Below are 13,815 nucleotides of genomic sequence, written 5' to 3'. Positions count from 1 at the left end.
TTTAAAATTTCCGATAACGGGCATGCCGACGGCTAATCAGCTGCTCCGGAGTTAGTTTTTCTAAGGCCGTCAAACGTGCTTCTAAAATTTTGGCAATTTCAGCTGCCGTCTGCCGTTTGCTTTTATGTTCAGGAATGATTCCTTCAATAACATCGTGTTTTAACAAAGCCCTAGGTGTCAACTGCATGACTTCACAGGCTTCATCGCTGCGCTTGCTATCTTTCCACAGGATTGAGGCAAAACCTTCGGGAGACAAAACCGAATACATACTATTTTCCAGCATCCACACTTCATCCCCGCAAGCTAAAGCCAAAGCGCCGCCACTGCCGCCTTCACCGAAAATAACGGTGATAAAAGGTACTTTTAAATTAGAAAATTCCAGCAAGTTGCGGGCAATCGCTTCGCCTTGTCCCTGCTCTTCAGCACTTTTACCCGGATAAGCCCCGGAAGTATTAACCAAGGCTATCACTGGCCGCTTAAACTTTTCAGCCTGTTTGGCTAAGCGCAAAGCCTTACGATATCCACCAGGTGTAGGACAGCCAAAGTTTTTGGCAACCCGTTCGGCTGGCGTCTGCCCTTTATCAGTGGCAATAATTGTGACCGGTCTTTTCCTAAAAAGACCTATTCCGGCTACAATCGCTGGATCGTCATGTCCTTGCCGATCGCCGTGCATTTCAATAAAATTGCTAAATATATAATGAATTAGTGCATCAGTAGTAATTTTTTCGGGCGCTCTTGACAAAGCTACAATCTCAGCGGCGGTTTTTTCTTTTTTCAGCTTCATCTTATTCACCTGCTTTTTTGTGCATCTTAAGTAATTGTTCGAGTAACTTCTTTTCATCATGGCGTGCCACAATCACGTCGACAAAGCCGTCTTTTTGCAAAGTTTCTGCACTTTGCAAATCATCAGGAATTTTTTGATGCATGGTTTGCTCAATAACCCGACGTCCCGCAAAACCTACTAAAGCATGGGGTTCAGCCAAAATAAGATCCCCCTGCATCGCAAAACTGGCGGTTACCCCACCTGTGGTTGGATCAGTCAAAACACTGATATAAAGCAAGCCCTGGTCGCTGTGAGCTTTAACAGCTTGTGAAACCTTGGCCATTTGCATCAATGAATGAATCCCTTCTTGCATTCTAGCACCGCCTGAAGCTGTAAAAATAACCACCGGAAGCTGTTGCGACGTAGCTGTTTCAAAAAGACGGGTTATTTTTTCACCTGCAACCGTCCCTAAAGACCCCATCATAAAATAAGGATCCATAATACCAAGGCCAAAGCGTAAACTGCCAATCTTGGCCATCCCTGTTAAAACTGACTCATTAATCCCTGAATTTTTCTTGCCTTTTTCAAGTTTTTGTTTATACCCAGGAAAATTAATGGGATCAGTGGTTTGCAGGTCATTGTCCATCTCCTCAAATTCATCTGTCAACCATAAGATTCTTTCTTTAGCCCGCATGCGAAAACCATAATGACAATTAGGGCATTCTTTATAGCGGTTTAAATCTTTGTGATAAATTGATGTTTGACATTTAGGACATTCAATCCACATACCTTCAGGCACCTTTTGCATCGCCTTTTTGTCAGCTTTTATATGCTTTTTTCCTAAAGTCTTGAGTTCATCAAACAGTTGCATTCGGTTCACTTCTCTTCCATTTAGGCAAGAAGACCCGTTCCAAATAATCGGTTGTCGTCTTACCGCTTAAAAATTCTGGATCCTCTAGCAGAGCTAAATGGAAATCCTTATTGATGGTAATGCCCGAAATAATCATTTCAGACAATAAGCGTTTAACTTTTTCAATGGCTTCATGCCGATCATGTCCTAAAGCGATAACTTTGGCAATCATCGAATCATAATAAGGTGAAATATTGGTACCGGCATAAAGGTCAGAATCAATCCGCATACCCAGATTACCAACCGGGAAATAAAGATATTTTACTTTACCGACTGAAGGCATAAAGTTATGGGCCGGGTCTTCAGCATTAATGCGGCATTCAATCGCACTTCCCAACAGTTTGATATCTTCTTGTTTAAAAGGAAGAGGTTCTCCACAAGCCACCCGCACTTGTGCTTTAACCAAGTCAACGCCCGTAACCATTTCGGTAACCGTATGTTCAACTTGGATTCTGGTGTTCATTTCCATGAAATAAAAATGGTGATCTTCATCCATTAAAAATTCAATTGTACCCGTATTTTTATAATCAATTGCATTAACAGCTCTTGTGGCAATCTCTCCAAGTTCTTTACGCTGCTTTGCTGTAATAATCGAACAGGGACTTTCTTCAATCATCTTTTGCTTATTACGCTGAATAGAGCAGTCACGTTCGGGAAAATAAACGGTATTGCCAAAATCATCACGGAAAACCTGCACTTCAATGTGCTTAACATTTTCCATAATTTTTTCTAGATACATTCTTGAATCGCCAAAGGCTGCCTGCGCTTCTTTTTTAGCTTCTTCAAAGGCATTGACCAGTTCACTGGCAGCGTTAACCCGTCTAATCCCTTTACCGCCACCACCGGCAGCTGCTTTTAACAAAATAGGATAACCTACCTTATCAGCTACCAGCTTGGCTTGCGTAACATCTTCTATAAAGCCTTCGCTTCCTGGAATAACGGGAACCCCGCTTTGCTGCATCTGCATCCGCGCATTTGCTTTATTTCCCATCAGCGAAATGGTTTTTGAGTCAGGGCCGATAAAAGTCAACCCACAGCTCTCGCACATTTCGACAAAACGGCTGTTCTCAGAGAGAAAACCAAAACCTGGATGAATTGCTTGTGCTCCGGTTCCGATAGCCGCTGCCAAAATATTTTTCATATTCAAATAGGAATCTTGGGGCTTAGCCGAGCCTACGCAAACGGCTTGATCAGCTAATTGCACGTGCAAACTTTCCCGATCAGCTGTTGAATAAATTGCTACAGATTTAATGCCCAGTTCTTTTAAGGAGCGGATAATTCGAACCGCAATCTCTCCACGATTGGCTACTAAAACTTTTGAAAACATCGCTTTACCTACCTTATTGCCCAATCATAAATGTCAATTCAGCACTGCAGCACTTCTTGCCGTCAATTGTGGCTAATGCCTTGCCTGAACCGATATTATTTCTAATTTTATCCAGTGTTACCTCAAGTTTCAGTGTATCACCCGGACGTACCACTTGTCTAAACTTAGCTTGTTTAATACCGCCAAAATAAGCTGTCTTACCTTTAAATTCCGGCATTGATAATAAAGCAACTGCCCCTGTTTGTGCCAAAGCTTCCACAATCAAGACACCAGGCATCACCGGATTTCCTGGGAAATGTCCATTAAAAATTTCTTCATGAGCAGTAACATTGCGCACAGCTACTGCTCTTTTGCCTGGTTCAAGTTCATCCACACGGTCGATTAACAACATCGGATAACGGTGTGGAATAATTTTTTGAATTTGCACAGAGTCTAAAACTGTCATTTTATCCCTCCGTCACTTTAAATAATGGCTGATCAAATTCAACCAAATCTTCATTTTCAACTACAATTTCTGAAATAACACCATCAAGGTCACTCTTAATTTCAGTCATCATCTTCATGGCTTCAATAATGCAGACGATATCGCCTTTGTGCACACGACTGCCAACCTTGACATAGGGTTCCTTGTCAGGTTCCGGTTTCAAATAAACGGTTCCTACCATTGGTGCTTTGATTGTTTGGCCCTCATCTGCTTGTGATTCATCCACTTGGTTAACAGCTTGCGGTTCGCTGACCGCTACCGCTGGTGCATCTACTTGGCTTTGATAAGCAACTGGTGCTTTAGGGGCGTCATTTTTGCTCAAGCGAATATGAAAGCTGCCATCGTCAATTTCTAATTCGCGCATATCTGAATTATTGAAATTTTCAATTAATTTTTCAACATCGTTAAAATCTAACAAGTCTATTCACTCCATTTTCTCAAAGCAATTACAGCATTATGACCACCAAATCCTAATGAATTGCTGATAGCATATTCAAGATCTTTGGCTTCGGTCTTATCAGCGGTCACAATATTAACATCACATGCTTCATCTTGTTCAGTTAAACCGATATTAACCGGTAAACGCCCATTTTGCAATGCCAAAATCGTTGCCACTGCTTCCACAGCACCGGCAGCACCTAACAAGTGGCCTGTCATTGATTTAGTGGAGCTGACTGGAACTTTATAATCTTTAAAGACCAGGTTGATGGCCTTAGCTTCGCCTTCATCATTGGCTTTAGTTGAAGTACCATGTGCATTGACATAACCTACTTCTTTTGGTGTGATTTGAGCTTCATCAATAGCTTGTTGCATCGCTCTAGCAGCTCCCATACCGCTTGGATCAGGTGCTGTGATATGGTAAGCATCACAAGTGCTGCCATAACCGACAACTTCAGCTAAAATCTTAGCACCCCGTTTTTGAGCGTGTTCTAAGTCTTCTAAGACTAAGCAAGCTGACCCTTCGCCTAAAACAAAGCCCGAGCGATTCTTATCAAATGGAATGGAAGCTTTTTTAGGATCTTCTTGAGCAGATAAAGCTGTCAAAGCTGCAAAGCCTGCAATCCCAATCTCATTAACCGAAGCTTCAGCCCCGCCAGTCAGCATGACCTTAGCTCGGCCTTCTTTAATTTGACGATAAGCTTCACCAATTGAATTCGTACCAGATGAGCAAGCCGTCACAATCGCGGTACAAATATTTTTAGCATTCAAGCGCAAAGCAATATTTCCGGCCGCCATGTTGGCAATCGCTGTTGGTACAAACATTGGCGATACACGCTTAGGTCCTTTTTCATGCATCTTGATAACTTGTTCTTGAATGGTTGTCAAACCGCCGATTCCTGACCCGAAGATTACGCCCATATCTTCAGGAGCAGTATTTTCGGCTGTAATTCCAGCTTCTTCGACTGCTTGCAAAGCTGTATCAACCGCATATTGTGCGTAAAGGTCCATCCGCTTAGCTGCTTTCTTGCCAACGCGGGCATTAGCATCGAAGTCTTTTACTTCGCCGGCATTGGTAATCCCTGTTTGGCTGGCATCAAATTTCGTAATAGGCGCAATCCCCAATTTTCCGGCAAATAAATTTTCTTTGAAACTGGCAATGTCATTACCAATTGGGTTGACTGTTCCCATCCCTGTAACTACTACTCTTGACATGGTTTCCTCCTAAATCGTCATTCCGCCATCAACGGCAATTACTTGACCTGTAAGATAGTCGTTTTCAGCCATAAACACAGCTGTCTGCGCAATTTCGGCTGTCTTGCCAAAACGTCCCAAAGGAATATCTTGCAAGGTTTGCTCTTTGACTTTATCACTCAAAACATCAGTCATATCACTGGCAATCATCCCAGGTGCAATCGCATTGCAGCGAATATTTCTTAACGCACCTTCACGGGCACAAGTCTTGGTCAAACCAATTACCCCGGCTTTAGCAGCGGCATAGTTAGCCTGCCCGACATTCCCATGCAAACCAACCACGGAAGCAATATTGATAATAACACCGCTTTTTTGCTTATACATTTTCTTCAAAAAAGCTCTCGTCATCTTAAATGTTCCGCGCAAGTTGACGTTAATAACCGTATCAAAGTCATCATCTTTCATGCCAATCAACAATTTATCACGGGTAATACCGGCATTATTGACTAAAACATCAATTTGCTTAAAGGTTTCAAAGGCTTCTTTAGTCATTCTCTTAACGTCATCGCCATTTGAAATATCACCAGAAATGACTTGACATTCGACCCCTTGGGCTTTAATTTCTGCAACCAGTTCTGCCGGCGCTCCGTGACGTCCGTTTAAAATCACATTAGCCCCCCGCTTGGCAAAAGCTAGCGCTGAAGCTGCCCCAATTCCGCGTGATGAGCCGGTTACAAAAACATTTTTTCCTTTAAGATCCATCAAAATCCTCCTAATCTAGAAAGAAAGCTCGCTTAATTTAGCATACGTATCGACTGCTTGACGTTTGGTTTTGCGGTCAATTTGCTTGACGAACTTCAACAGTGTATCCCCTGGTCCTAATTCAATCCAATTTTCAATGGCAGCATCATTGCTTAATTTTTGCACACATCCGCCAAAATGAGTTGGATTCATAACCTGACGTGGCAAAATATCAGCAATATTATCTTTAGTGAACAAAACCTGATCAGTGTTGCTTACCACAGGAAAAGCTGGATTTTTAACAGTCACTTTGCTAATTTCTTGCTTTAAACGCTTGGCTGACTTTGCAAATAACGGGGTATGGAAAGCACCGTTAACTTTCAAAGATACTAAACGCATCCGGCCTTGACCTGTCAACTTATCTGATAATAACTTCACAGCCTTAACCGTTCCGCCTACCACAACTTGTTTAGGCGAATTATAATTGGCAATTCCGACAGGATTTTGGGAAGTCGAAACTTCTGCTTGAACTTTTTCGATTAAATCCAAATCAGGATTTAAAATCGCCACCATCGCGCTTTGGCATTGGTCACAATCATCCTGCATAAAAGCGGCCCTTTTTTGCAAAAGTTTCATTCCTTCTTCAAAGCCAAGCGCACCTGAAGCAATCAAGGCTGGATATTCGCCTAAAGAAAGTCCAATGCCACCGGCAATTTCAAGGTCCGAATACATCTCTTTCAAAGTTGCATAGACACCATAAGAAAAAGCACACAAGGCTGGCTGTACAAAACGGGTTTGCTTTAACTTTTCACTATCTTGGAAGCATTCAACTAAATCAAATCCGCAAATTTTTGATGCTTGATTAATTACTTGTTTAAAAACAGGTGCTTTTTCATAAAAATCAAGCCCCATTTGTGCAACCTGTGCACCTTGTCCACTAAAAAGCAATCCCACTTTTGTCAAAAAAGACCACCCCTTAATTAGTCCTTAGCTTCAAGCTGCTTTAAAACGTAATCAACAACATCTTTGATTGTTTGAATACTTTCATCGGCATCAAGTTGAATATCGAAATTATCTTCAAGTTCGTTCATGATTTCAAAAACATCCAAACTGTCAGCATCCAAATCATCTTTGATGTTAGCTGTTTCAACGATTTTTGCTTCTTCAATATCCAATTGTTCGGCTGCGATTTCTTGTACCTTTGCTAAAACTTCTTCTCTTGTCATAATAAAATTCCTCCGAATATTGTTAATTAAATTTTTACTAGTAGCGGATAACACAGGCACCGGCACTAAGGCCGCCACCAAATCCGCATAACATGATATTTTGTCCCCGCTGCAAGCGACCTATTTTTTCCAGGTCACATAAGAGCAGCGGCACACTTGCCCCAGAAGTATTTCCATATTCAGAAATGTTCATAGGAAATTTTTCTAAAGGCTGATGCATTTTTTTGGCCATGGTTTTGATAATCCGAGCATTAGCCTGATGTAAAACAAATAAATCAATTTGATCTAATGTTAAATTACTGTCTTGTACAGCTGCTCGCATCACCTCAGGAACGATCCGCGTTGTAAAATTATAAACAGCTCGTCCTTCCATATAAAAAGGTGTCACCACCTGTTCAAAAGATGTCGGTGGGAAAGTCGTTAACGGTTTGGTTTTTTGATTAGAAATTTTGTCAAAATCTTCACCAAACGTTTTTAGACTATAACCTAATAATTCTGATGACATGGTTTCGTCTTGTTCAATCAAAGCCCCGGCAGCTCCGTCACCAAATAAAACACAGGTGGTACGGTCATGCCAATCAAGCGTTTTAGAAATGTTTTCACCGCCTAAAACCATTGCTTTTTTGACATGTCTACCATCAAGCAAGCGGCTGGCCGTTACCAATGCATATTCAAAGCCGGAACATGCTACGGAAATATCAAAGGCAAAAGCATTACTTGCCCCAATTTTGCCTTGGACAATAGCAGCCGTTGATGGCGTGGTACTGTCCGGTGTCATCGTGGCCACAATAATTAAATCTAAATCTTCAGCCTGCCAAGTTGCTTTTTGCAGCAAATTCTGAGCAGCTTTGACGCATAAATCCGATGTATTTTCTAAAAGACTGATATGACGAAATTTAATGCCGGTTCGTTGACTAATCCATTCATCCGAAGTGTCAATAAACTCAGCTAAGTCATCATTGGACACCCTTTTCTCCGGTACATAGCTGGCCAAAGCTTTGATTGTTAAATGATTCATCTCTTTAGCTCCCTGCCTTATGAATTCTTATTCAGGAAATCCTCTAAGTTGCGAATTGCTTTTTCGACAATTTTCATCTGTTCGGTGCTGATATCTTTCAAGAAGCCTTCAACCATTTTGCGATGAAAGGCATCATGCGCCCGATACATCAGGCGTCCTTTTTTCGTGAGCCCCAAACGGATAACCCGCCTATCATCCAAACTGCGAATACGTTCAACATAACCTTTTTTCACTAACCGATCAACGGTTGAGGTTAAAGTGCCCGGAGTCAAATGCAGCTTTTTAGCAACTTCAGAAGCCGTCATATGATCGTACATCGAAATAGCATTAATCGCATGCATTTCTTTAATCGTCAAATCACGAAAACGACTCTTCTTTAACTCCTTTTCTTCAATCCACAAAATATTATTATAAATGCGAATCAAAGCGTCGTTGATATATTTGCTACGTTCGTCCATCATTCATACCGCCTATCTTGTTGCTTTTTTATATTTTGACAATCAAAATAATCACAAATAAAAAGCGGCTTTTCCATTAAATTTTTTCGTCACGCTTATAAACGGCAAACATCAGCTCTGCTGTGCAGACCTTCTTGTCTTCCACCAGCGCTTCTGCTTTAACCAATCCCATATTGGATTTTACTTTTTCCATCACAATATGCAATTTTAAAACATCACCCGGCCGGACAACTTTTCTGAATTTAGCCTGATGAATAGCGCCTAAATAGGCTGTTTTACCAGCAAACTCAGGTGATTTAAAAATCAGAATTGAAGCAGCTTGTGCCAGTGTTTCAATAATCAGGACACCCGGCATCACCGGATTCTTTGGAAAATGTCCACGGAAAAAGGATTCATTGATTGTTACATTCTTGGTTGCTGTGATTTCCTTGCCTGGAATCAGCTCATCAACATAATCGATGTAACAAATTGGATAACGGTTAGGAATCATATCCATGATTTCTTGGGCATCCATCACCTTCTTCATACGTGTTCACCTCACTTATTTAAATTATTTCGAATATCAAACTATTCGATGACAAAATAATATTATATTTATTTTTCTATGTCAAAAGAAACTATAACCCATGATTAGAGTTTCCTAAAAATAACTTTCGAACTTTTTTAGAGATTTTGAACAAAAATAGTTTGAAATGTCAAAATATCGTACTGATTATTGATTTATTGCCCCTTCACTTCACTTCAAAATTTAATTTTAAAATTAGCTATAACTTATTAAATAATAAATTCATCTTGTTATTTTTTGCACAAAGTCTTTTTGATTTACCGCTAAAGTAATTTGAAAGTCAAAATTCTTATTAAATTTTAATTTAGTAGCCGTTTTCATTTGCTTTTTTAGCTACAAAAAAAGCTGGAAGTTAATTCCAGCTTTTTTTAATCTTCTTTTTGCTCAGAATCACTAGCAGTTTCTTTGGCTTCATCAGCTGTTTTTGTTTCACTAGCAGTTTCTTTTGGAGCAGCCGCAGTTTCCTTAATTGGATCTTCTTGCTTTTGGGTTACTCTTGCAATAGAAGACTTGGAAAAGTCCAATAAAACACCATCGCAATCAAGTGTGATGATATTTTTTTCGTCGTTAACAGAGTCAACAACGGCATGCAAACCACCAATCGTAATCACTTCATCACCGTGCTTAAGCGAACTAAGCATCTTTTGGTGTGCATCTTGTTGTTTTTTTTGCGGTCTAATCATCATGAAATACATAATCCCAATCAGGACGACAAACATGACAATCGTTGACATTCCAGAATTCAAATTATTCACTCCTTCATTGTGACTATTTAAACTGTAACAAAAAAATCATTAAAAAGCTAGTTTCTTTAAAAATTCTTTGGATTAGCTACATTAAGCCCATAGCGTTCAAAGAAATCCTGTCTAAATTCAAGCAGGTTATCATCCATAATAGCTTGACGGATTTGGCCCATCAAATGAATCAAGAAGTATAGGTTGTGGTAACTGGTCAAGCGTAAGCCAAAGGTTTCGTCAGCCTTAAATAAATGTCTGACATATGCTCTGGTAAAGTTACGGCAAGTATAGCAATCGCAATTATCATCAATCGGTGAGAAATCACGCGCATATTTAGCATTTTTAACCACCAACCGACCATGCGATGTCATGCAAGTACCATTGCGTGCAATACGCGTCGGCAAAACGCAATCAAACATATCAACGCCGCGAATAACTCCATCAATCAAAGCATCTGGTGAACCAACCCCCATCAAATAGCGCGGTTTATTTTCCGGCAGCATTGGGGTTGTAAAGTCTAACACATGATTCATTTCCGCTTTTGATTCGCCGACTGACAAACCGCCAATCGAATAGCCTGGGAAGTCCATTGACACTAAATCACGCGCACTTTGCTTACGCAATTCTTTGTGTCCGCCACCTTGCACAATACCGAACAAAGCTTGCCGATCAGGATTTTTATGCGCCTTAAGCCCTCTTTCAGCCCAGCGGCTGGTTCTTTCAATCGACTTTTTGATATAATCATATGATTCAAAAAAGGGCGGACATTCATCAAAACTCATCATGATATCTGAGCCCAAAGCATTTTCAATGTGAATGGCTTTTTCAGGTGATAAGAACATAGGCTGGCCGTTCAAATGATTTTTAAAATGCACACCTTCTTCAGTAATATTGCGCATTTCAGCCAAAGAAAAGACTTGAAATCCGCCGGAATCTGTTAAAATTCCCCGGTCCCAATTCATGAATTTATGCAAACCGCCTGCTTCTTCAACCAAATCTTCACCTGGTCGCAGCCACAGGTGGTAAGTGTTTGACAAAATAATGCCGGCACCCATGTCTTTTAATTCTTCTGGAGCCATGGATTTAACGGTAGCTTGTGTGCCGACCGGCATAAAAATAGGAGTCGGAAAAGTCCCATGCGGGGTAATTAATTCGCCTAACCGAGCCCCCGTATGTTTTTCTGTTTTAATCAGCCGATATTTGACTGCTGGTTCTGTCATAAAAATTCCTCCGCTTTTTAATAAATAAACATGGCATCGCCGAAACTAAAGAAGCGATACTTTTCTTTAACCGCATGCCGGTAAGCATTTAAAATATTTTCACGTCCGGTAAATGAAGCTACCAGCATCACTAACGTTGACTTTGGCAAGTGGAAGTTCGTAATAAAAGCATCGACGACTTTCCATTCATAGCCTGGTTTGATAAAGATATCTGTCCAGCCGCTGTCAGCTCTAATTTCGCCATTGAATTTAGTCCCAATCGTTTCTAAAGTCCGAATCGACGTTGTCCCTGTAGCCACAATACGACCACCATTTTGCTTAACTTCATTTAAAGTTTGAGCAGCTTCCTTAGTTAAACGATAAAATTCGCTGTGCATCTTGTGGTCTTCAATCCGTTCTTCGCTAACCGGTCTAAAAGTCCCTAAACCAACATGCAAAGTCAAATAAACTAAATGAACACCCTTAGCTTCAATCTTTTGTAATAATTCTTTAGTAAAGTGCAAACCAGCTGTTGGTGCAGCAGCTGAGCCGATTTCACGGGAGTAAACCGTTTGATACATTTCAGGATCATCTAATTTTTCCTTGATGTATGGTGGCAAAGGCATTTCACCTAATTGATCTAAAATTTCCATGAAAATGCCGTCATATTGGAATTCAATCATCCGGCCGCCGTGCTCTAATTCTTCTGTTACCGTAGCTTTGAGCAAGCCGTCGCCAAACACAATTTTCGTGCCAACTTTAGCTCTTCTAGCCGGCTTAACCAGGGTTTCCCAAGTATCGCCTTCGGTATTATTTAAAAGCAAAACTTCCACATGTCCGCCTGTTTCTGGTTTAACCCCATATAAACGTGCCGGCATAACCCGCGAATCATTCATCACCAAAGCATCACCGGGATTCAAACGATCAATGACATTATAAAAATAGTCATCTTGGTAAGCACCTGTTTTTGAATCAAGCACCAGCATCCGGGATTGGTCGCGTTCCTTCAATGGTGTTTGCGCAATTAATTCCTGTGGCAAATCATAATCAAAATCTTCTGTTGTTAAATGTTCTTCTGACACTGTAGTCACCCTTCTTATTTATTATTTTCTAAATGTAAATGCTGATAGGCTAAATTGGTTGCCATTCGCCCTCGCGGCGTACGTTTGATGAGCCCCTTTTGCATTAAATACGGTTCAATCATATCAGCAACTGTTTCGGTTTCTTCCCCGATATTAGCAGCTAACGTAGCTAACCCCACGGGGCCTCCGCCATAAAGTTTAATCATAGTAGTCAATAATTTGCGGTCCGTTTCATCTAGACCTAACTCATCAACTTGCAAAAGTTCTAAGGCATACTTGACAATTTCATTATCAATGGCACTTTTACCATAAACATCCGCAAAATCCCGCACACGCTTCAGCAAACGGTTAGCCACCCGTGGCGTTCCTCGTGACCGGCGCGCAATTTCTAAGGCGCCATCAGCGCTGATTTTAGAGTGAAAAACCTGCGCTGATCGTTTTACAATCGCCTCAAGCTCTTGATTGTTATAATATTGCATGTGTCCCACAATACCAAACCGCGCCCTCAATGGCGAAGATAGCATTCCGGCCCGTGTTGTTGCCCCAATTAAGGTAAAGGGCGGCAAAGGAAAACGGACGGGATGTGCAGCTTGGTCTTGGCCTACTACAATATCAATATAGAAATCTTCCATCGCTGAATATAAAATTTCTTCAACGTTTTTGGGAAGCCGATGGATTTCATCAATAAATAAAACATCCCCCGGCTCTAATTCGTTTAAAATCGCCACCAAATCACCGGGACGTTCAATAGCGGGACCCGTAGTTGTTTTAATGCCCACGCCTAATTCGTTAGCGATAATGTTCGCCAAGGTGGTCTTGCCTAAGCCAGGAGGGCCGTATAAAAGCACATGATCCAGCGATTCTTGTCTTTGTTTAGCAGCTTGAATATAAATTGCTACTTCTTGTTTAATCTTAGCTTGACCAATATAATCGTTTAAGGTTTGGGGACGTAAACTTTGCTCATTGAGACTGGTTTCATCCACTTCTTCCCCCGAAACAATGCGTTTATCTTCCGGCATAATTCCCTCCTTACTTCATCATCATTTTTAAAGCGTAGCGTAAATATCCATCCGTCGAATCAGCTGTATAATCTTGCAGTTTTTTAGCAACGCGCTTGACTTCTTGCTTGGTATATCCCAACGCCAGCAAGGCTGCCACTGCTTCTTTTTGATAAGGGTCAGCTGTAGCAGTTAGCGTTAACCCTTGTTGCCCAATTAAAGCTTCCGGACTGTCCAAATCAGTTAACTTGCCCTTCAAGTCTAAAATAATCTGCTTGGCTGTTTTTTTGCCAATACCGGGAAATTTTGTTAAATAGCCGTCATCTTCATTATTAACAGCCAAAACAAATCCTTGGTGGTCTTCATTAGCTAAAATAGCCAAGGCACTCTTAGGCCCGATACCTGAAACTTCCAGCAGTTTTAAGAAAAGCTTCTTTTCCTTAGCACTTCTAAAGCCGTAAAGCGTGATTTCATTTTCTCTAACAATCTGTTCTAAATAAATTTTTTCTTTTTTATTAGGATCGGCCGTAAAGCGATAAGGATTAGCCGTATAGATTAAATAACCCAGCTGATTATTCTCGACAACAATATATTGCGGTGTGACATCAACAACAGCACCTATCAAATATTCATACATTTCGCATCCTCATTTCTAGCACGCTAATAATAGTAACA

17 protein-coding genes are annotated in these 13,815 nt (G+C 40.9%); all 17 read right to left on the bottom strand.

Going from position 1 to position 13,815, the window contains the following annotated elements; all coding sequences use genetic code 11:
* Window position 1: 1 nt before the first annotated feature.
* The gene (accA, locus tag BMX26_RS03275) at window positions 2–784 is read right to left on the bottom strand and encodes an acetyl-CoA carboxylase carboxyltransferase subunit alpha (RefSeq protein ID WP_225355193.1); all 783 of its coding nucleotides are present in this window, start codon (window positions 782–784) and stop codon (window positions 2–4) included.
* A gap of 1 nt (window position 785) precedes the next feature.
* Window positions 786–1,634: an acetyl-CoA carboxylase, carboxyltransferase subunit beta gene (gene accD, locus BMX26_RS03270; RefSeq protein WP_075530035.1), complete on the bottom strand. Its 849-nt coding sequence runs from the start codon at window positions 1,632–1,634 to the stop codon at window positions 786–788.
* A complete protein-coding gene (accC, locus tag BMX26_RS03265; RefSeq protein ID WP_075530034.1) occupies window positions 1,621–3,000 on the bottom strand; it encodes an acetyl-CoA carboxylase biotin carboxylase subunit in 1,380 nt (459 codons plus the stop codon). Before accC ends, accD begins: the two co-directional genes overlap by 14 nt.
* Window positions 3,001–3,013: 13 nt before the next feature.
* Window positions 3,014–3,445, bottom strand: coding sequence for a 3-hydroxyacyl-ACP dehydratase FabZ (fabZ, locus tag BMX26_RS03260; protein WP_075530033.1), 432 nt, complete (start codon window positions 3,443–3,445; stop codon window positions 3,014–3,016).
* A gap of 1 nt (window position 3,446) precedes the next feature.
* The gene (accB, locus tag BMX26_RS03255; RefSeq protein ID WP_075530032.1) at window positions 3,447–3,902 is read right to left on the bottom strand and encodes an acetyl-CoA carboxylase biotin carboxyl carrier protein; all 456 of its coding nucleotides are present in this window, start codon (window positions 3,900–3,902) and stop codon (window positions 3,447–3,449) included.
* A gap of 2 nt (window positions 3,903–3,904) precedes the next feature.
* Window positions 3,905–5,137 carry a beta-ketoacyl-ACP synthase II gene (fabF, locus tag BMX26_RS03250; protein ID WP_075530031.1) on the bottom strand — a complete coding sequence of 411 codons (1,233 nt, stop codon included), beginning with the start codon at window positions 5,135–5,137 and terminating at the stop codon, window positions 3,905–3,907.
* Window positions 5,138–5,146: 9 nt separating this feature from the next.
* Window positions 5,147–5,878, bottom strand: coding sequence for a 3-oxoacyl-[acyl-carrier-protein] reductase (fabG, locus tag BMX26_RS03245; RefSeq protein ID WP_075530030.1), 732 nt, complete (start codon window positions 5,876–5,878; stop codon window positions 5,147–5,149).
* A gap of 15 nt (window positions 5,879–5,893) precedes the next feature.
* The gene (locus BMX26_RS03240) at window positions 5,894–6,811 is read right to left on the bottom strand and encodes an ACP S-malonyltransferase (RefSeq protein WP_225355200.1); all 918 of its coding nucleotides are present in this window, start codon (window positions 6,809–6,811) and stop codon (window positions 5,894–5,896) included.
* Between the two features lie 26 nt (window positions 6,812–6,837).
* On the bottom strand, window positions 6,838–7,083 hold the full coding sequence (locus BMX26_RS03235) for an acyl carrier protein (RefSeq protein WP_075530028.1): 246 nt from the start codon (window positions 7,081–7,083) through the stop codon (window positions 6,838–6,840).
* 37 nt (window positions 7,084–7,120) lie between these two features.
* Window positions 7,121–8,101: a beta-ketoacyl-ACP synthase III gene (locus tag BMX26_RS03230; RefSeq protein ID WP_075530027.1), complete on the bottom strand. Its 981-nt coding sequence runs from the start codon at window positions 8,099–8,101 to the stop codon at window positions 7,121–7,123.
* A gap of 17 nt (window positions 8,102–8,118) precedes the next feature.
* Window positions 8,119–8,559, bottom strand: a complete 441-nt coding sequence (locus BMX26_RS03225; RefSeq protein ID WP_075530026.1) for a MarR family transcriptional regulator — start codon at window positions 8,557–8,559, stop codon at window positions 8,119–8,121.
* Window positions 8,560–8,635: 76 nt separating this feature from the next.
* Window positions 8,636–9,085 carry a 3-hydroxyacyl-ACP dehydratase FabZ gene (gene fabZ / locus BMX26_RS03220; protein WP_075530025.1) on the bottom strand — a complete coding sequence of 150 codons (450 nt, stop codon included), beginning with the start codon at window positions 9,083–9,085 and terminating at the stop codon, window positions 8,636–8,638.
* A 407-nt stretch (window positions 9,086–9,492) separates the two neighbouring features.
* Window positions 9,493–9,879 carry a preprotein translocase subunit YajC gene (gene yajC, locus BMX26_RS03215; RefSeq protein ID WP_225355192.1) on the bottom strand — a complete coding sequence of 129 codons (387 nt, stop codon included), beginning with the start codon at window positions 9,877–9,879 and terminating at the stop codon, window positions 9,493–9,495.
* A gap of 56 nt (window positions 9,880–9,935) precedes the next feature.
* Entirely contained in the window at window positions 9,936–11,081 is a 1,146-nt protein-coding gene (gene tgt / locus BMX26_RS03210) for a tRNA guanosine(34) transglycosylase Tgt (protein ID WP_075530023.1), read from the bottom strand.
* Window positions 11,082–11,098: 17 nt separating this feature from the next.
* Window positions 11,099–12,142: a tRNA preQ1(34) S-adenosylmethionine ribosyltransferase-isomerase QueA gene (queA, locus tag BMX26_RS03205; protein ID WP_075530022.1), complete on the bottom strand. Its 1,044-nt coding sequence runs from the start codon at window positions 12,140–12,142 to the stop codon at window positions 11,099–11,101.
* A 14-nt stretch (window positions 12,143–12,156) separates the two neighbouring features.
* Complete coding sequence (gene ruvB, locus BMX26_RS03200; RefSeq protein WP_075530021.1) at window positions 12,157–13,161, bottom strand: Holliday junction branch migration DNA helicase RuvB; 1,005 nt, start codon at window positions 13,159–13,161, stop codon at window positions 12,157–12,159.
* Between the two features lie 10 nt (window positions 13,162–13,171).
* Window positions 13,172–13,777, bottom strand: a complete 606-nt coding sequence (gene ruvA, locus BMX26_RS03195; protein ID WP_075530020.1) for a Holliday junction branch migration protein RuvA — start codon at window positions 13,775–13,777, stop codon at window positions 13,172–13,174.
* Window positions 13,778–13,815: the final 38 nt, after the last annotated feature.

Origin of the sequence: Ligilactobacillus sp. WC1T17 (assembly GCA_900110005.1) — a bacterium.
Classification (GTDB): Bacteria; Bacillota; Bacilli; order Lactobacillales; family Lactobacillaceae; genus Ligilactobacillus; species Ligilactobacillus ruminis_A.
Note: the sequence above shows the minus strand (reverse complement) of the source record. Positions and strands in the feature narration are given on the sequence as shown.